The sequence below is a fragment of the Comamonas sp. NyZ500 genome (assembly GCF_016772095.1).
Taxonomy (GTDB): Bacteria; Pseudomonadota; Gammaproteobacteria; order Burkholderiales; family Burkholderiaceae_C; genus Comamonas; species Comamonas thiooxydans.
Genome location: NZ_JAEIJE010000004.1, coordinates 255,608 through 273,511, shown reverse-complemented (window position 1 = coordinate 273,511; position 17,904 = coordinate 255,608). Strand labels below are relative to the sequence as shown.

Below are 17,904 nucleotides of genomic sequence, written 5' to 3'. Positions count from 1 at the left end.
ACCAGAACCCACAGACAAAGACGTCTACGCGTTCATGCAAGTCATGAAGCGCGCAGACGTCTTTTTTTTTGGCTTTGCAAATGCCCACGGGGACTCAGATGAAAAAATCCAAACTGGTCATGATTGGAAACGGAATGGCAGGCGTGCGTGCGCTGGAAGAGCTGCTGGCCATTGCCCCCGATCTGTACGACATCACGGTCTTCGGCGCCGAGCCGCATCCCAACTACAACCGCATTCTGCTGTCGCCGGTGCTCGCTGGCGAGCAGACGCTCGGCGATATCGTGCTCAACGACTGGTCCTGGTACCAGGACCACCATATCCTGCTGCACGCCGGCTATACCGTGACGGCCGTCGACCGGGCCCGGCGCACGGTGCATGCGGTCAATGCCCAGGGCGAGACCGCCAGCGCCGAGTACGACCGCCTGATCATGGCGACGGGCTCCAGGCCCTTCATCCTGCCCATCCCCGGCAAGGACCTGGAGGGCGTGCTGGCCTACCGCGACATCGCCGATACCGAGGCCATGATCGATGCGGCCAAGACGTTCAAGCATGCAGTGGTGATCGGCGGTGGCCTGCTGGGACTGGAAGCGGCCAACGGCCTCATGAAGCGCGGCATGCAGGTCACCGTGGTGCATGTCGGCGACTGGCTGATGGAGCGCCAACTCGACGATCAGGCGGGCCGCATGCTGCAGAAATCGCTGGCCGAGCGCGGCATGCAGTTCTGCATGCAGGCGCAGACCCAGGAGCTGCTGGGTGACGCAGGCGGCCGCGTGCGTGCCGTGCGTTTCAAGGACGGCAGCGAGATCCCGGCCGAACTGGTCGTGATGGCCGTGGGCATTCGCCCCAGCACCGAACTGGCCGAGTCCATGCACCTGCATGTGAACCGCGGCATCGTGGTCAGCGATACGCTGCAGACCGTGACCGATCCGCGCATCTATGCCGTGGGCGAATGCGCGGCACACCGAGGCATTGCCTACGGACTGGTGGCGCCCTTGTTCGAGCAGGGCAAGGTGCTGGCCAACCATCTGGCCGAGTTCGGCATCGGCCGCTATCTGGGTTCGCTGACCTCGACCAAGCTCAAGGTCACGGGCATCGATCTGTTCTCTGCAGGCGATTTCCAGGGCGGCAGCGATACCGAGGAAATTCTCATGAGCGACCCCTATGCGGGGGTCTACAAAAAGCTGGTCATCAAGGACGACAAGCTGGTCGGTGCCTGCCTGTACGGCGACACGGTGGACGGCAGCTGGTACTTCAAGCTGCTGCGCGAGGGCCGCAGCGTGGCCGATATCCGGGACAAGCTGATGTTTGGCGAATCCAATCTCGGCGACACCGGCCACCAGGGGCAGAGCAAGGCCGCGGCCATGGCCGACGGCGACGAGGTCTGCGGCTGCAACGGCGTGACCAAGGGCGCGATCTGCAAGGCCATCAAGGACAAGGGCCTGTTCACGCTCGACGATGTGCGCAAGCACACCAAGGCCAGTGCCAGCTGCGGCTCCTGCACGGGCCTGGTGGAGCAGATCATCATGTTCACGGCCGGTGGCGACTACTCGGCGGCCCCCAAGACCAAGGCCATGTGCGGCTGCACCGACCACGGGCACCAGGCTGTGCGCGACGCGATCGCTGAGCACAAGCTGCTCAGCACCGATGCGGTGTTCCGCTTCATGGAGTGGCGCACGCCCAATGGCTGTGCCTCCTGCCGTCCGGCCGTCAACTACTATCTTGTAAGCACCTGGCCCAAGGAGGCCAGGGACGACCCGCAAAGCCGCTTCATCAACGAACGCAGCCATGCCAACATCCAGAAAGATGGAACCTACAGCGTGATTCCGCGCATGTGGGGCGGTGAGACCACGGCCTCCGAGCTGCGCCGCATTGCCGATGTGGTGGACAAGTACCAGATCCCCACGGTGAAGGTCACGGGCGGTCAGCGCATCGATCTGCTGGGCGTGAAGAAGGAGGATCTGCAGGCCGTCTGGAACGATATAGGCATGCCTTGCGGCCATGCCTATGCCAAGGCGCTGCGCACGGTCAAGACCTGCGTGGGCAGCGAATGGTGCCGCATGGGCACGCAGGACAGTACCCAGATGGGCAAGGACCTGGAGCGCGCCATGTGGCGCATGTACGCCCCGCACAAGGTGAAGTTCGCCGTCAGCGGCTGCCCGCGCAACTGCGCGGAGTCCGGCATCAAGGATGTGGGAATCATCGGCGTCGATTCGGGCTGGGAGATGTATGTGGGCGGCAACGGTGGCATCAAGACCGAGGTGGCGCATTTCTTCACCAAGCTCAAGACCGCCGAAGAGGTGATGGAGTACACGGGCGCCTTCATGCAGCTGTACCGGCTGGAAGGCTGGTATCTGGAGCGCACGGTGCACTACATCAATCGCGTGGGTCTGGACTATGTCAAGCGCCGCATTCTCGACGATGCCGAGGGCCGCAGGGCGCTGTGGCAGCAGCTGCAGTTTGCACTGGATGGCGAGCCCGATCCCTGGTTCGAAACCGACAAGGCATCCGTGGATACGCGCCAGTTCCAGGCTCTGCCTGCTGATGTGTCAGTTGTTGCCTGAAACCGAGAACCTCTTTCAATTTTTCAGCAATTTACGAACCTGGCGCGGCATAGCCAAGGGACGGCGAGCAAGGGCCTGGGCGGCCCCGCCGCCCCGTAGTGAGGCCGTCGTCCCCCTCCCGCGAAGCGAGAGAGGGGGAAGCCGCAAAGCGGCTCAGGGGGAGCTTAGGAGATGTAAATGAGCGAATGGATTTCTATCTGCACGATGGACGACATCCCCGTGCTGGGAGCACGCCGCGTGGCGCGTGCACAAGGGCTGGATGTGGCCGTGTTTCGCAATGCCGACGATGAGGTGTTTGCGCTGCTGGACCGCTGCCCGCACAAGGGCGGGCCGTTGTCGCAAGGCATTGTGTTCGGGCGCAGTGTGGCCTGCCCGCTGCACAACTGGACGATTGCACTCAGCACCGGCGAGGCGGCGGCGCCCGATGAGGGCTGCACGCCTTATTTCAGCGTGCGCGTGGAGAACGGCGAGGTGCAGCTGCGCGCCGACGAACTGGCCAGCCGCGCCCTGGAGCAGACCCGCCCGCATGCCGGTCCCGCACATTGCGCAGCCAGGTCCGGCTGTGCTGCGGCCTAGCGTCTTGATTGATATGAGTTGAGTAGCAGCATGCGCTTGATAGCCGGGCGCTGCGGCGCAATTTCACTGAAAGTCTGCCATGCATGAGACCCGATCCACCTGTCCCTATTGCGGTGTCGACTGCGGACTCGCCTTCGGCGGTCCGCGTAGGAGTGAATCTGAACGCCGCCGCCTCTCTCTGGTGACGCCATGAAAGAAACCAAGTCCACCTGTCCCTATTGCGGTGTCGGCTGCGGCGTGGTCATCGAGTCCGATGGCCTGCAGATTACCGGCGTGCGCGGCGATCCCGAGCATCCTGCCAACTTCGGGCGCCTGTGCACCAAGGGCAGCACGCTGCATCTGACGGCAGCTCCTGCCTATGCTCAGCAGGGCCGTTTGCTGCAGCCCATGCGCAGGCTGGAGCGGACATCTGCGCCGCAGGCCGCGAGCTGGGATCAGGCCCTGGATGAACTGGCGGCGCGTATCGCCGGCATTCGCGCCGAACATGGGCCAGATGCACTGGGTTTCTATCTCAGTGGCCAGCTGCTGACCGAGGACTACTACGTCTTCAACAAACTGGTCAAAGGCCTGCTGGGCACCAACAATCTTGACACCAATTCGCGCCTGTGCATGAGCAGCGCCGTGGCCGGCTACAAGGCCACATTGGGCGCTGATGCACCGCCGGCCTGCTATGAGGACATAGATCTGGCCGGCTGCCTGTTCATCACGGGCAGCAATATGGCCTGGGCGCATCCCATTCTGTTCCGGCGTGTGGAGGAGGCCAGGGCGCGCAATCCGCAGCTCAGGATCATCGTGGCCGATCCGCGCCGTACCGAGACCGCCGAGCTGGCCGATCTTTATCTGCCGTTGCAGCCGGGCAGCGATGTGATGCTGTTTCACGGTCTGCTGCACATCATGTTGTGGGAGGGCTGGACGGACAGCGCCTTCATCGCGCAGCACACCAGCGGCTTTGCACAGCTCAAGGAACTGGTGCGTGAAGCCACGCCCGAGAAGGTCGCTGCCATCTGCGGCCTGCCCGTGGCGGACCTGTACCGGGCGGCGCGCTGGATGGCGCTGGGCGGTGCCGAGGAGCCGACGGACGTGCGTCGTCCCACGCTCAGTCTGTACTGCCAGGGTCTGAACCAAAGCCGCAGCGGCACGGCGAACAACGCCGCGCTGATCAATCTGCATCTGGCAACGGGTCAGATCGGCAGGTCTGGCGCCGGGCCCCTGTCGCTGACGGGTCAGCCCAATGCCATGGGAGGACGCGAGGTGGGCGGACTGTCCAATCTGCTCAGCGCGCATCGTGATCTTTCCAACGCCGCGCACAGGGCCGAAGTGGCGCGGCTATGGGGTGTGGAGTCGATTCCGAAGCAGCCCGGAAAGTCCGCGCTGGAGATGTTCGAGGCCGCTGCCGACGGCCAGATCAAGGCCTTGTGGATTGCCTGCACCAATCCCGCGCAGAGCATGCCCGAACAGGCTATGGTGCGCAGGGCGCTGGAGCGTGCCGAGCTGGTGGTGGTGCAGGAGGCTTTTGCCGCAACCGAGACCACGGCCTATGCCGACTGGTTGCTGCCTGCCTCCACCTGGGGCGAGAAGCTGGGCACGGTCACGAACAGCGAGCGGCGCATCTCGCGGGTGCGCGCTGCCGTGGTCGCGCCGGGGGCGGCACGCCATGACTGGCAGATAGGCGTGCAGCTGGCGCGGCGCCTGGAGCAGCATCTGCGGCCCTCGCTGCCAAGCTTGTTTCCCTATGACACTGCGAATGTGGACGCGGGTGCCGAAGCCATCTGGAACGAGCATCGCGAGTCCACACGCGGGCGCGATCTGGATATCACGGGTCTGAGCTGGGCGGTGCTGGAAGTCAAGGGACCCCAGCAATGGCCCATGCCCCAAGGCGCCAGCCAGGGCCGTCAGCGTCTGTATGGCGACGCAGTCTTTGCAACCGATGACGGGCGCGCACGTTTTGATGCCCAGCCCTGGCAGGCGCCGGCCGTGCCGCGCGATGCGCGACATCCGTTCAGTCTCAACACCGGTCGCCTGCGCGATCAATGGCATGGCATGACGCGCACCGGCCAGCTGGGGCGCCTGTTTGCCCATGTCAGCGAACCGCAGCTGCAGGTCGGCCCTCAGGACATGCAGCGCCTGCAGCTGCAGGATGGCGATCTGGTCCATGTCTCCAACCGCTATGGCGCCATCGTGTTGCCCGTGCAGGCGGACCCTGGCTTGCAGCCCGCACAGCTCTATCTGCCCATGCACTGGGGCAGCATGTATCTGAGCGGCATGGGCTCCAAGGGGCAGCGGCTTGCGGGCGTCAATGCCCTGACCACGCCCGAGCGCTGCCCGCGCTCCAAGCAGCCCGAGCTCAAGCATGTGGCCGTCAAGCTGCTCAAGGCCGAGCTGCCCTGGACTTGTCTGGGCATGGCATGGCTCGATGAACGGCAGCTGCAGTCGGTTCGCCAGGCTTTGACTGAATTGATGGCTGAGTTCGACTTCGCCAGCTGCGTGCTGTTCGGACGCGCCGTGCCGCTGGAAAAAGCGGATCAGGGCCGCACCGGCGTGCAGTTTCGCGCAGCGGCCTATGCCCAGCCCGGCGCCGAGGTGCTGGCGCGGCTGCATGGTTTGCTGCAGCTCGATGGCCCGCAGGCCATGCGCTATGCCGACGTGCGTCGCCAATGCAGCCGCGCCATGGCGATAGGCCGGCAGACGGAGGAGCCAAGGCTTGATGCCTTTTTGCTCTGCGGCGACGCCAGCGCCGGCCGCTGGCTGGGGCCGGTATTGCGCGACGAGCAATCGGTGCAAAGCTATGGGCGTCTGCTGCTGTCCTCGGGGGCCAGGCCGCCCGCCGCCATGCCGGCCCGGTCGCCGCAGATCTGTGCCTGCATGAATGTGGATGAGGCCAGCATCAACTCGGCGCTGACCACCTGCGAGGGCTCCGCCGACGAGCGGCTCGCGCAGCTCAAGACTTCTCTGGGTTGCGGCACGCGCTGCGGCTCCTGTATTCCCAGGATCAAACAACTGGTACATGCGACGCCTGCGCCTCAGTCGGCAGCCTTGCCGGTTGCCGCCTAGATTTCGATGTCCGGCAACGCATATGAAAGGCCAGTCATGACAAACAGCCATGCCACTTCCCTGCCGCCCGTGGGCCGCTGCTACCTGGTCGGTGCCGGCCCCGGTGATCCGGAGCTGCTCACGCTCAAGGCGCTGAGACTGATCCAGTCCGCCACGCTGCTGCTGGCAGACGATCTGGTGTCTGCCGACATCGTGAAGCTTGCCAGCGCTAGCGCCCGCATCGTTCATGTGGGCAAGCGTGGCGGGCGCGAGAGCACCTCGCAGGAATTCATCGAAAAGCTCATGATCATGGCGGTCCGCCAGGGTGAGCTGGTGGTGCGCCTCAAGGGCGGCGACCCCTTCATCTTTGGCCGTGGCGGCGAGGAGATCGAGCATCTGCGCATGGCGGGCATAGCCGTCGAAGTGGTCAACGGCATCACTGCCGGGCTGGCCGCGGCCACCAGCCTCGGCGTGCCGCTGACCCATCGCGACCATGCCCATGGTGTGGTGTTCATCACCGGTCATGCCAAGCCAGGCAGTGCCGGTCACGACTGGCAGTTGCTGGCCGGCACGGCCCGGATGCTGGGGCTGACGCTGGTGATCTACATGGGCGTTGCCACTGCCGGCATTATCCAGCAGCAGCTGCTGGCTGGCGGACTGCCGGCATCTACTCCGGTGGCCCTGGTCCAGAGCGCCAGCCTGCCCGCGCAGCAGCAGATACTGACCGAGCTGGGGCAGATGACGCAGGCGCTGGCATGCAGCGGACTGGGCAGTCCCTGCGTGTTCGTGGTGGGCGAGGTGGTCAGGCTGGCCTCATCGTCCGCCGAGGGCCTGGGCGGGCTGCTGGAGCAGGCGCAGCTGCGCCGGGCCGTGGGCGCATGAGGCCGATTGCTGACAGCTGTCTCCCTTTTGTCTGAGTGCCGAGCCCGCATGACTAGAATTTGTCCGGTAACCCCTGAACATTTGTCACACCCGGCCTCGTCAGTCTGCAGGGGGATAGCGGCGGCCGACACCTATGAGTCATGCGATGAGCACTGCATATCCCGATACCCAGCTTTTGATCGACGGACAGTGGCAGGACGCTGCCAGCGGCAAGAAAATTGATGTGCGCAACCCTGCAAGCGGCGAGGTGATTGGCCGTGTGGCCCATGCCGATATTGCCGACCTGGACCGCGCCCTGGCGGCGGCAGGCAAGGGCTTTCAGGTCTGGCGCAAGGTGTCTGCCCATGAGCGCGGCGCCATCATGCGCCGTGCCGCAGCCCTGCTCAAGGAGCGTGCCGACGAGATCGCCGCGCTGCTGACGCAGGAGCAGGGCAAGCCGCTGGCCGAGGCCAAGGTGGAAATCATTGCCGGCGCCGGCATCATCGAATGGTTTGCCGACGAGGCCCTGCGTGTCTATGGCCGCATCGTGCCTTCGCGTCGCCCCGAGCAGCAGCAGCTGGTGATCAAGGACCCCGTGGGCCCGGTCGCCGCCTTCACGCCCTGGAACTTCCCCGTCAACCAGATCGTGCGCAAGATCGGCGCGGCCCTGGCTTCGGGCTGCTCCTTCCTGGTCAAGGCGCCCGAGGAGACTCCGGCCTCGCCCGCAGCCCTGCTCAAGTGCTTTGTCGATGCCGGCATTCCTGCCGGTGTTGTGGGCCTGGTCTATGGCAACCCCGCACAGATTTCCGAATATCTGATTGCTCACCCCGTAATCCGCAAGGTGACCTTCACGGGCTCCACGGCCGTGGGCAAGCAGCTGGCGGCGCTGGCCGGCCAGCACATGAAGCGCTCCACCATGGAGCTCGGCGGCCATGCCCCCGTGATCGTGGCCGAGGATGCCGATGTGCAACTGGCCGTCAAGGCCGCGGGTGCGGCCAAGTTCCGCAACGCGGGCCAGGTCTGCATCTCGCCCACGCGCTTTCTGGTGCACAACAGCGTGCGCGAGGAGTTCACGCGTGCCATGGTGGCCCATGCCGAGGCATTGAAGGTCGGCAACGGCCTGGAGCAGGGCACGCAGATGGGCCCGCTGGCCAATCCGCGCCGCGTGACGGCGCTGACCCAGCTGATCCAGAACGCCGAGCAAAGCGGTGCCAAGCTGATGACGGGCGGCGCATCCTTTGGCTCTGCCGGCAACTTCTTTGCGCCCACGGTGCTGGCCGACGTGCCTTTGACGGCCGATATCTTCAACCAGGAGCCCTTCGGCCCCGTGGCGGCGATTCGCGGCTTCGACAAGATCGAAGACGCCATTCAAGAGGCCAATCGCCTGTCCTATGGCCTGGCCGCCTATGCCTTCACGCGCTCGCTCAAGACGACGCACCAGCTGTCGCAGGACGTGGAAGCCGGCATGCTGTGGATCAACCAGCCGGCACTGCCGTCTGCCGAGCTGCCCTTTGGCGGCATCAAGGATTCGGGCTATGGCTCCGAAGGCGGCCCGGAGGCGCTGGAGGCCTACCTGGTGGCCAAGGCCGTGGCGATCAGCTGCGTTTGAATCTGCAAGGCATTTGATGCAAGGCCACCCTCGGGTGGCCTTTTTTCATGGGATGTGTATGCCGTGGGGCGTATGGGGTCTGTTTGTCGATCGTTATTCCATAAATGAATAGCGGTGGCTAGAATCGACGGTTTTTTACATTCGACAACAAATTCCAGCCCGCGCCATGCCATTGCACTCCACGGTTTCCCAGATCCATCCTCCAAGTTTTGTTCTTCGCCGCAGCTGGTTGTGGGGCGCGCTGGCCATCGTGCCCATGGGCACGGCCTGGGCCCAGGTGGCAGCTGCGGGCGCAGCCGAAGCAGCCCGCCAGACTTTCACGCTGGGGACGGTGGAAGTCAGCGCGCGGCGCGAGGCCGAGGAACTCGGGGCCGGCGATATGCAGCGCGTGGGCAGTGCCGAGATGGAGCGCAGCAACGCCAGCACCGTGGCCGATGCCGTGCGCAATCTCCCCGGCGTGAGCCTGTCGCGCAACAACCGCAACGAGGAAATGATCAGCCTGCGCGGCTTCGACTCGCGCCAGGTGCCGATTTTTGTGGATGGCGTGCCGCTGTACGTGCCCTATGACGGTTATGTGGATCTGGGCCGCTTCACCACCTTCGACCTGGCCGAGATCAATGTGGCCAAGGCCGGCGCCTCGCTGCTGTACGGTCCCAATACGCTGGGCGGTGCCGTCAATCTGGTCACGCGCAAGCCGGTCAAGCCCTTCGAGGGCGACGTGCGCCTCGGTGTGGGCAGCGGCGGCGAGCGCAGGGCGAGCTTCAACCTGGGGGGCAACCAGGGCAGCTGGTACTACCAGCTGGGTGCCTCCTACCTGGAGGCCGACAGCTTTCCCCTGCCCCGGGGCTTCAGGGATTACAAGAAGCAGCCCACCGATACCGGCAGCAAGCGCGAGAACGCGGACCGCACCGACAAGCGCCTGTCCTTCAAGCTCGGACTCACGCCCAATGCCACGGACGAATACGCCATCGGCTATGTGCGCCAGGAAGGCGAGAAGGGCAATCCCGTCTACACCGGCCAGTCCACGCAGAAGAACGCCGTGCGCTACTGGCGCTGGCCCTACTGGGACAAGGACAGCCTGTATTTCCTGAGCACCACCCGTCTGAACGGCAGCAATGTGCTCAAGACGCGTCTCTACCACGACACCTACAAAAACGGTCTCGACATGTACAAGGACGCCAGCTACACGGCCCACGATCCGACCAGCAGCTACAAGGATGTGAGCAAGGGGGCCAGCGTGGAGTGGGTCAACTACGCCTTCTCAGGTCATGAGCTGCATGCGGCCTTCCACTACAAGCAGGACGAGCACACCGACGCGGCTTCGGGCAAGGACCCGCAGAAGCACTACCGCGATGTGGCCACCTCGCTGGTGCTCGAGGATCACATCGCCCTGGCCGAGCGCTGGCGCCTGACGCTGGGCCTGAGCTATGACCAGCGCGACGCCAAGCAGGTCTACCAGTGGCCCACGGGCTCGACCAGCGCCACCAACGGCCTGGCACGCCTGAGCTATGCGCTCACGGCCCAGGGCGACGAGGTCTATCTGATTGCCTCGCACAAGACCCGTTTTGCGACCATCAAGGACCGCTATTCGGCACGCATGGGTACGGCCCTGGCCAACCCCGACCTCAAGCCCGAGGTGGCCAACCATCTGGAGTTGGGCCTGAGCGGCAAGCCCTGGCAGGGCGGCAAGGGCCAGGCGGCGCTGTTCTACAGCCGGGTGCGCGACCAGATCCAGACCATGGTCGTTGACTCCACGGCCTGCGGCGGCAAGACCTGCAACCAGGCGCAGAACGTGGGACGCACGCGCAATGCCGGTTTTGAGGTGTCGCTGGCGCAGCAACTGTCGGCCCAATGGGCTCTGCATGCGGGCTACACCTATCTGAGCCGCACCAATCTCAGCGACCGCAGCATCACCTTGACGGACACGCCGCGCCAGCGCCTGACAGCGGCCCTGCAATGGAATCCGCAGGCCCAGTGGCAGCTGCGCGCCGAGCTGGAGGCAGAACAGGGCCGCAAGGTGCCGCTGTCGGCCAGCGGCCAGGCCCAGGTCTATCAGATGGCCGGCTACGGCGTGGCCAATCTGCGCGCGCGCTATCTGCCGCGTCCGGACACCACGCTGGACTTCGGCGTGGCCAATCTGGGTGACAAGTGGTATCAGCTGGCCGACGGCCTGCCCATGCCGGGGCGCAGCTGGTATGTGAACCTGGGCTACCGGTTCTGATGGTCATGCAAAACCTGCTTCGGACATCGCTGGCACGGCGTGACTGGCTGCGCAGTCTGGCTGCCCTGGGCATGGCCGGTGGCCCGGCCCTGGCGGTGAGGGCACAACCCGCTTCGGGCACCGGCGTACAGGTGGCGGCCGTGGGCGGACTCGTGCTGTGCGGCGTGTGGCCGCGCGTGGCCGAGCAGGCCAGCCAGGCCCTGGCCATGCCGGTCACCACCGTGGCGGCCGCGCCCAAGGAGGGCGTGGTGCCCGCCTTCGCGCGCGGCGAGGCGCAGATGCTGCTGATCCACGCCAGCGACGAAGCCATGGCACTGGAGGCCAGCGGCATGGCTTCCGCCGCGCGCGTCTGGGGCTGGAACCAGCATGTGATTGCAGGACCCGCTCATGACCCCGCAGGCGTGCGTTCGGTCGCTGACGGCACGCAGGCGCTGCGGCGCATTGCCGAGACCGGCTCGCCCTTCATCGCGTTGCGCGACCCCGGCAGCTATACCGTGGTGCAGCGTCTGTGGCGGCGCGGCGGCATACGACCCGATGCGCGCTGGCTGCGCGCCGACACCGGCCCGCGACCACAGGCCGTGCTGGAGCTGGCGGCGCGCGAGCAGGCCTATGCCGTGGTCGGCCATATTCCCCTGGCCTTCGGCAAGATGGGCGCCCCTGGCATAGAACTTCTGCTGCATGGCGATCCGCTGATGCGCAGGCCCTATGTGCTGCTCACGCCCGGCCCGCGCCATCCGGCCACGCCGGAGCAGCGCCGGGCGGCGGGCCTGCTGGCCGAGTATCTGCTGTCTGCGGCCGGCCAGCAGGTGCTGGAAGCGGCCAGCGGCGCGGGCGGCCCCTGGGTGTTTGGGCGCGACAGCGTGCCCGCCGGCATGAGCGCCGGTGCCGATGGACAGACTTGAGCGAAGGAGCTGCATGAGCACCGCTATGACGCCGCCGCTGGCGGCATTGATTTACCCCGATGAGCGGCACGATATCGAGGACTTGCTCGAAGGCGTGGCGCGGCGGCTGCAACAGTCGGGCCGGCAGGTGGGCGGACTGGTGCATCGCCAGAGTCGCTATGCCAATGGCAACAAGTGCATGCGTCTCGTGGATCTGCGCAGCGGCCAGCAGTTCGAGATGACCGAGGACCTGGGCGCTGCCTCGCAGGCCTGCAGCCTCAATCCGCAGGCCCTGGCCCGGGCCAGCGTTGTGCTGCGCCAGGCACTGGCCGATGGTGTGGAGCTGGCCGTCGTCAACTGCTTCGGCCAGCTCGAAGCCGCTGGCGGCGGTTTTGTCCAGGAGATCGCCGCTTTTGTCGAGGCCGGCATTCCCGTGGTCACGGCCGTGGCGGCCCGCCACGAGGCTGGCTGGCAGAGCTTTACCGGTGGCGCCTTCGTGCGCCTGCCGGTTGACGAACAGGCACTGCTGCACTGGTGCCGTCAGCAGCTGCAGCGCGAAGACCAGGGAGACCGGTCATGCTGACGCGGCGCCAATGGCTGCAGGCCGGTGCTGCGACGCTGGCATCGGGCCTGTATCAGGGCGGGGCCTGGGCGCAGGATGGCGGCTCGGTCATTGCAGCCCGCTTTGGTTCGCTGCCGGCGCGGGCTGGCCGCGTGTTCGCTTCGGGGCCGCCGGCAGGCGTTTTGCTGGCTGCGCTGGCGCCGCAGCAACTGCTGGGCTGGCCCATGCAGCTTGGCGATGCGGCGCGCGCCCATCTGGGAGCGCCACTGAAGACCTTGCCCTATCTGGGGCGCCTGTCGGGGCGCGGCAGCACGCTGCCGCTTGAAAAGCTGCTGGCGCTGCAACCCGATCTGGTGCTGGACTCCGGGACCTCCGACGCTACCCATGTCTCTGCCACCGAACGTCTGGCGCGCCAGACGGGCCTGGCATGCGTGCTGGTGCAGGGCAGCCTGAGCGACCATGCGCGCCAGCTGCGCGAGGTCGGTAGCTTGCTGGGTGCAGCCGAGCGTGGCGAGACCCTGGCCCGACATGCCGACGAAGTGGCCAGGCTGGTGCGCGCCGTGACCGCGGGGCTGGGGGAGCAGGCCCGGCCGCGCGTCTATCTGGGGCGCGGCGCCAACGGCCTGGAAACCGGGCTGGCCGGCTCCATCAATGTCGAGGTGATCGAGTATGCGGGCGGCCGCAATGTGGCGGCCCAGGCCGGCAGGGGCGGACTCACGCGCGTTTCCATGGAGCAGATCCTGGCCTGGGACCCCGAAGTCATACTGACCCAGGAGGCGGGTTTTGCAGAGCGCGTGCGCCAGGACCCCTTGTGGCGCGGCATCAGCGCCGTGCGCAGCGGCAGAGTGCACTGTGCGCCCGTGCTGCCTTTCGGCTGGCTGGACGGCCCGCCCAGCGTGAACCGGCTGATCGGCGTACGCTGGCTGCTTGAGAAGCTGCATCCTGGCCGGCCCGCGCGGCATGGCGCCACGCCCCTGGAGCAGGCGGTACGCGAGTTCTATGCGCTGTTCTATGGCATCCAGCTGTCGCCTGCGCAGTTGCAAGCGCTGCTGCAGGCGGCGCGCTGAATGCATGGGGCTGGCATGAAGTCATTCGATATCAGCGAAGGCACTCAAAGCCCGAAAGAAGCGGGAAGCCCGGAAAGCGCGGCATCCAGCAATGCCTCCGGGCATAGTCGCCAGCGCAGTCATCTGCGTGTGGGCATGGGCTGGTGGCTGGCCCTGGTCCTGCTGGCTCTGGTGTTGCTCTGGGCGCTGGGTTCGGGCCAGTTTGCGCTGGCACCGGCACAGCTGGCCGAAGCGCTATGGACACGGGCCACGGGAGCGGCTTCGCCGCTGCCGCCAGCGGCCGAAACCGTGCTCTGGAACATCAGGCTGCCGCGCATCGCAGCCGGCGTGGCGGTCGGCGCGATGCTGGCTGCAGCCGGTGCGGCCTACCAGGGCATGTTTCGCAACCCGCTGGTCTCGCCTGACATCCTGGGCGTTTCGGCCGGTGCCGGCCTGGGTGCCGTCATCGCCATCTATCTGGGCCTGTCGATGTTTGCCGTGCAATGGCTGGCCTTTGGTGGCGGTCTGATCGCAGTGGCCGTCGTGGTGGCTATCAGCGCCTGCGTGCGCAGGCACGATCCGGTGCTGGTGTTGGTACTGGCCGGTATTGCACTGGGCGCCCTGCTGGGGGCCGGCATTGCCCTGATCAAGACCCTGGCCGACCCGAACACCCAACTGCCGTCCATCACCTTCTGGCTCATGGGCGGCCTGTCGGCCGTGACGCTGCAGGAAGTGGCCGCCACGGCGCCCGTGATGCTGGCGGCCCTGCTGCCTTTGCTGCTGCTGCGCTGGCGTATCAATCTGCTGGCCCTGCCCGATGAGGAGGCACGGGCTCTGGGCGTGCCGGTCGGGCGGCTGCGCCTGGTGCTGGTGGTTTGCGCCACGCTGGGCACGGCGGCGGCCGTGTCGCTGGCCGGCATCATCGGTTGGGTCGGGCTGGTGGTACCGCATGTGGCGCGCCTGCTGGTCGGCCCCGATTTCGTGCGCCTGCTGCCGGCCTCGGCCCTGCTGGGCGCGGGCTTTGTCGTGGCGGCCGATACGCTGGCCCGCAGCATGGCGCGCATCGAGCTGCCGCTGGGCATTCTGACGGCCCTGGTCGGGGCACCGTTTTTTCTCTATCTGCTGGCCTGCACGGGCCGCCGCGAAGGAGATACCTGATGACGGTGCTGGACTTGCAGGGCCTGAGCACCGGCCATGGCCGCAGCGTGGTCAGCGAATCCGTGGATCTGTCGATTGCTACGGGCGAGGTGCTGTGTCTGCTCGGCCCCAACGGCTGCGGCAAGACCACGCTGTTTCGCACTGTGCTGGGCCTGCTGCCGCCGCTGGCGGGCCGGGTGCTGGTGGAGGGCCAGCCGGTACAGCACTGGCCGCGCGCGGAGTTCGCGCGCCGCGTCGGCTATGTGCCCCAGGCCCAGGCCGGGGTGTTTGCCTTCGAGGCGCTGGACATGGTGCTCATGGGCCGCGCCGCGCGCCTGCCCCTGCTGGTCAGGCCGTCCGGAGCGGACCGGGCCATGGCACTGGCCTGCATGGAGCGGCTGCAGATCTCCCATCTGGCCGCGCGCCGCTACACCGAGCTCAGTGGCGGCGAGCGGCAACTGGTGCTGATTGCACGCGCGCTGGCGCAGGAGCCGGCGCTGCTGGTCATGGACGAGCCCACGGCCAGCCTGGACTTCGGCAACCAGATCCGCGTGCTGGAGCAGATCGAGGCGCTGAGCGCACAGGGCATGGCCATGTTGTTGTCCACCCACCAGCCAGAGCACGGCTTGCGCGTGGCCAGCCGGATCGCTCTGCTGGGCCATGGTCGGCTGCTGGGCGTGGGCGAGCCGCGCGCCGTGGCCACGCCCGCAGCGCTGGCTGAGCTCTATGGCGTCAGCAAGGCAGCGATTGCCGCCCATCTCTCGGGCAGCCTCTGAAGCGCTCAGCGCAACGCGGCGCTGGAGGCAAAGAAGGCCGGATGCTCGCGGATGTCCTGGGCGGCCAGCCGCAGTTGCAGCGCCTGCTCGGGCTGGCGCTGCTGTATGCGCCGGGCCAGGCCTTGCAGCAGCGGCACGGCCCTGGCGGGAGCGCTGGGCAGTTGTTGCAGTCTCTGCAGCGTGCAGCGCACACCGCGCAAGCTGCTTTCGGACAGGAGTACATCCGCCTGCAGCTGGTGCAGGATCAGCACGGCCTTGCCCACCCGCAGCGCGGCCAGACCGCAGTCGGCCGCGTCCTGCACGGCGGGGGCGCTGACTTTTTCGGAGGCGCGCACCAGGCGCAGCAGGCGGTGATAGAGGCGGGCGCGCCACACGCGCACGTCGCGGGCGTGTACCGGGGCACAGGCCATGTCCTGCAGCTCATGAACCATCATGGCGCGCAGGCCGTTGAGCCTGCCTTGCGCGGTGACGGGCAGGATGAAGCGATAGGCGGCCCAGCCGGCCAGCGGGCCGGTGACGATGGCAAAAGCCATGGACAGCGAGTGGCCCACATCGAGCTGGTAGGGGAAATGCGGCGACAGCGCCAGCAGGATCACCATATTGCAGTCAAAGCCGTACAGCGTGGTGCGGCGGTGGCTGAGCAGCAGGGCGCCAAGGAAGATGAAGGGCAGCATCATCAGCACCATCTGCAGCTGGCTGTTGGCGAACGGCCAGGCAAACCACTGGCAGGCCAGCGCCACGCCCGCGCCCATGGCCTGGCCCAGAATCACGAAGCGCATGGTGAAGGCCGGGTTCTCGAACGAGGAGAACACGGTGATCATCACCGACAGGCCCAGCAACATATAGGCGCCGCCATGCCAGCCCGTGACGACCCAGATCAGGCCGACCAGAAAAATGGAGCTGAAGGCCCGCAGCATGGCCCGGCGCGCGCCCACCCAGTCGCTGTGCAGGACTACGGGCAACTGGCGTGCGCGATGGTGGGCCGGCAGAGTCAGGTCGCTGGCAGCCACAAAGTGGGCCTGCAGGGCCAAGCCGATATTGCCCAGGATTTCCTCGGCATGGCCCCAGCCTGCGGCGGCGCTGCGGGCCGTGGCAATGGCGTCGATGGCGGCCAGCGGTGCGGGCTGGGTTTCGAGCAGCATGGCAGCCTGCTCCAGTGCAGCCGTCATGGCCTGGGCGTGGTCGGGCGAGAACTCGGGAGTGATGGTCTTGCCCGTGCTGTCGCGCAGCCAGAGCAGGGCCGAGATCTGGGTGTTGATCAGGCGACGCAGCGCCCGCACGGCGCGGCGTGAACGCTGCGAGCCCGCGGCATGTGGGTCCAGCCCTTCTTCGATGGCAGCCATCACGGCCAGTCGCTCGGCCAGGTCCCTGGGGCTGAGGGCGCTATGCCCGCTGGCCGTGGCCTGTGCCGCATCGGCGATATCGCGCAGCAGGCGGGCGCAGAGCCGGCGTACCCTGCCGTCGCCGGGGATTTCAGCTCCCACGGGCGTGAACAGCCAGCCCACGACAAGGGCGGCAGCCACGCCGGTCAGTGCGGTGAACAAACGATCCCAGCCCAGCGCGTAAACATGGGCGGGGTTGCCGTTGTCCAGCAGGGCAACCATGGAGGCCGAATAGCCGGCCAGCATGGTGCCGTAGGAGGCAAAGCTGCGCTGCAGATTGCCCAGGCCCGCGCAGATGCCTATCCACACCGCCAGCCCCGTGACCAGCCAGAGCAGATCTCCATTGGCCACCAGCACCAGCACCACGCCGGCGGCCGTGCCGACCAGCGTGCCCGTAGTACGGAAGAAGCTTTTCTCGAGCAACTGGCCGCGCAGCGGCTGGGAGGCGGCCCAGACCGTCATGCCCGCCCATTGCGGATGTTCCAGCCCCAGGGCCCAGGCGGCGAACACGGCAATACAGGCTGCAAAAGCCGTGCGCAGATGCTGGCGCAGGCGGGCGCTGTCAAAGCCCCATCGCGTGGCGCTCTCCAGCAGGCGGTCGTAGGCAGCCACGCTCATGCGCGCTCCTCGGTGTCGGGCTGGGCTTGGGCTGAGCGCTGCTCGTGCATCTGCTCGATGCGGGCGCGAATCTTGTTGACGCCGTCCAGCATGGCTTCGACCTCGCAGTCCTCAAGGTCCTGCAGCAGGCTGAGCTCGGCCTCGAGCATGGTGGCTCGGACATGGTCCACGGCGCCATGGCCTTCGGCAGTGAGAAAGATGCGCTTGCTGCGGCGGTCGGCCGCATCGGCGCGGCGCTCCACCCAGCCCTTGCCTTCGAGAATGTCCAGCAGGCGCACCAGGCTGGAGCCGTCCAGGCCCACGCGCTCGGCCAGCTCCTTTTGCGTCACGCCGTCGCCCCAGGCGCGCAGATGCAGAAGCGGCGTCCAGGTGGCGTCGGTCAGGCCGCTGGCCGCCAGCTGTTCTTCGACAAAACGCCGCCATTGGCGGGTCAGGGTGACCATGAGAAAGCCCAGGCGGTCGCGGGAGGGAGCATCGGCAAAAGACATAGCCGAATTTTGATGCTTGCTCAATTAATTTGCAATTCAAACTAATTGAGTCTGCATTTATAGCAAGGGTATTCCCTTGTATTTATACAGAAAAAAAAGAGAGCGACAAGCGCTCTCTCTCTCAAGGGTTTCAGACCTGTAGATGTTCTAGTTCTA

General features: G+C 66.5%; 14 protein-coding genes. 12 read left to right on the top strand and 2 right to left on the bottom strand.

Features of this window, described 5'->3' with window-relative positions:
• The first annotated feature begins 98 nt into the window (after nt 1–98).
• The 12 genes from nirB to JAO85_RS09095 all read left to right on the top strand — a co-directional run bounded on the left by nirB (nt 99) and on the right by JAO85_RS09095 (nt 15,260).
• Nucleotides 99–2,561, top strand: coding sequence for a nitrite reductase large subunit NirB (gene nirB / locus JAO85_RS09150; RefSeq protein ID WP_039049532.1), 2,463 nt, complete (start codon nt 99–101; stop codon nt 2,559–2,561).
• Nucleotides 2,562–2,738: 177 nt separating this feature from the next.
• The gene (nirD, locus tag JAO85_RS09145; RefSeq protein WP_039049533.1) at nt 2,739–3,137 is read left to right on the top strand and encodes a nitrite reductase small subunit NirD; all 399 of its coding nucleotides are present in this window, start codon (nt 2,739–2,741) and stop codon (nt 3,135–3,137) included.
• A gap of 79 nt (nt 3,138–3,216) precedes the next feature.
• On the top strand, nt 3,217–3,330 hold the full coding sequence (locus JAO85_RS25810) for a hypothetical protein (RefSeq protein WP_080771226.1): 114 nt from the start codon (nt 3,217–3,219) through the stop codon (nt 3,328–3,330).
• Nucleotides 3,327–6,188, top strand: a complete 2,862-nt coding sequence (locus JAO85_RS09135) for a nitrate reductase (protein WP_039049534.1) — start codon at nt 3,327–3,329, stop codon at nt 6,186–6,188. The genes JAO85_RS25810 and JAO85_RS09135 overlap by 4 nt, the downstream gene beginning before the upstream one ends.
• A gap of 36 nt (nt 6,189–6,224) precedes the next feature.
• Nucleotides 6,225–7,049 (top strand): uroporphyrinogen-III C-methyltransferase, encoded by an 825-nt coding sequence (gene cobA, locus JAO85_RS09130; RefSeq protein WP_202787925.1) that lies wholly within the window; start codon nt 6,225–6,227, stop codon nt 7,047–7,049.
• 145 nt (nt 7,050–7,194) lie between these two features.
• On the top strand, nt 7,195–8,637 hold the full coding sequence (locus JAO85_RS09125; protein ID WP_202787924.1) for an NAD-dependent succinate-semialdehyde dehydrogenase: 1,443 nt from the start codon (nt 7,195–7,197) through the stop codon (nt 8,635–8,637).
• 256 nt (nt 8,638–8,893) lie between these two features.
• On the top strand, nt 8,894–10,858 hold the full coding sequence (locus tag JAO85_RS09120; RefSeq protein ID WP_237734785.1) for a TonB-dependent siderophore receptor: 1,965 nt from the start codon (nt 8,894–8,896) through the stop codon (nt 10,856–10,858).
• A 5-nt stretch (nt 10,859–10,863) separates the two neighbouring features.
• Nucleotides 10,864–11,760, top strand: coding sequence for a substrate-binding domain-containing protein (locus JAO85_RS09115; RefSeq protein WP_237734770.1), 897 nt, complete (start codon nt 10,864–10,866; stop codon nt 11,758–11,760).
• 25 nt (nt 11,761–11,785) lie between these two features.
• On the top strand, nt 11,786–12,322 hold the full coding sequence (locus tag JAO85_RS09110; protein WP_003061844.1) for a DUF2478 domain-containing protein: 537 nt from the start codon (nt 11,786–11,788) through the stop codon (nt 12,320–12,322).
• Complete coding sequence (locus JAO85_RS09105; protein WP_202787922.1) at nt 12,316–13,368, top strand: iron ABC transporter substrate-binding protein; 1,053 nt, start codon at nt 12,316–12,318, stop codon at nt 13,366–13,368. The genes JAO85_RS09110 and JAO85_RS09105 overlap by 7 nt, the downstream gene beginning before the upstream one ends.
• A gap of 135 nt (nt 13,369–13,503) precedes the next feature.
• Entirely contained in the window at nt 13,504–14,505 is a 1,002-nt protein-coding gene (locus tag JAO85_RS09100) for an iron ABC transporter permease (RefSeq protein ID WP_202787979.1), read from the top strand.
• A complete protein-coding gene (locus JAO85_RS09095) occupies nt 14,505–15,260 on the top strand; it encodes an ABC transporter ATP-binding protein (protein WP_202787921.1) in 756 nt (251 codons plus the stop codon). Before JAO85_RS09100 ends, JAO85_RS09095 begins: the two co-directional genes overlap by 1 nt.
• A 5-nt stretch (nt 15,261–15,265) precedes the next feature.
• Here the strand turns inward: JAO85_RS09095 and JAO85_RS09090 are convergent, their stop codons facing one another.
• Together JAO85_RS09090 and JAO85_RS09085 are read right to left on the bottom strand one after the other, a co-directional pair.
• Nucleotides 15,266–17,260, bottom strand: a complete 1,995-nt coding sequence (locus JAO85_RS09090) for an FUSC family protein (protein ID WP_202787920.1) — start codon at nt 17,258–17,260, stop codon at nt 15,266–15,268.
• On the bottom strand, nt 17,257–17,748 hold the full coding sequence (locus JAO85_RS09085) for a MarR family winged helix-turn-helix transcriptional regulator (RefSeq protein ID WP_034381440.1): 492 nt from the start codon (nt 17,746–17,748) through the stop codon (nt 17,257–17,259). Before JAO85_RS09085 ends, JAO85_RS09090 begins: the two co-directional genes overlap by 4 nt.
• Between the last annotated feature and the right edge of the window lie 156 nt (nt 17,749–17,904).

Excerpts from the sequence above, each read along its gene's own strand:
- nirB (WP_039049532.1), top strand. The coding sequence starts at position 99 with ATGAAAAAATCCAAACTGGTCATGATTGGAAACGGAATGGCAGGCGTG.
- nirD (WP_039049533.1), top strand. The coding sequence starts at position 2,739 with ATGAGCGAATGGATTTCTATCTGCACGATGGACGACATCCCCGTGCTG.
- JAO85_RS25810 (WP_080771226.1), top strand. The coding sequence starts at position 3,217 with ATGCATGAGACCCGATCCACCTGTCCCTATTGCGGTGTCGACTGCGGA.
- JAO85_RS09135 (WP_039049534.1), top strand. The coding sequence starts at position 3,327 with ATGAAAGAAACCAAGTCCACCTGTCCCTATTGCGGTGTCGGCTGCGGC.
- cobA (WP_202787925.1), top strand. The coding sequence starts at position 6,225 with ATGACAAACAGCCATGCCACTTCCCTGCCGCCCGTGGGCCGCTGCTAC.
- JAO85_RS09125 (WP_202787924.1), top strand. The coding sequence starts at position 7,195 with ATGAGCACTGCATATCCCGATACCCAGCTTTTGATCGACGGACAGTGG.
- JAO85_RS09120 (WP_237734785.1), top strand. The coding sequence starts at position 8,894 with ATGGGCACGGCCTGGGCCCAGGTGGCAGCTGCGGGCGCAGCCGAAGCA.
- JAO85_RS09115 (WP_237734770.1), top strand. The coding sequence starts at position 10,864 with ATGCAAAACCTGCTTCGGACATCGCTGGCACGGCGTGACTGGCTGCGC.
- JAO85_RS09110 (WP_003061844.1), top strand. The coding sequence starts at position 11,786 with ATGACGCCGCCGCTGGCGGCATTGATTTACCCCGATGAGCGGCACGAT.
- JAO85_RS09105 (WP_202787922.1), top strand. The coding sequence starts at position 12,316 with ATGCTGACGCGGCGCCAATGGCTGCAGGCCGGTGCTGCGACGCTGGCA.
- JAO85_RS09100 (WP_202787979.1), top strand. The coding sequence starts at position 13,504 with ATGGGCTGGTGGCTGGCCCTGGTCCTGCTGGCTCTGGTGTTGCTCTGG.
- JAO85_RS09095 (WP_202787921.1), top strand. The coding sequence starts at position 14,505 with ATGACGGTGCTGGACTTGCAGGGCCTGAGCACCGGCCATGGCCGCAGC.
- JAO85_RS09090 (WP_202787920.1), bottom strand. The coding sequence starts at position 17,260 with ATGAGCGTGGCTGCCTACGACCGCCTGCTGGAGAGCGCCACGCGATGG.
- JAO85_RS09085 (WP_034381440.1), bottom strand. The coding sequence starts at position 17,748 with ATGTCTTTTGCCGATGCTCCCTCCCGCGACCGCCTGGGCTTTCTCATG.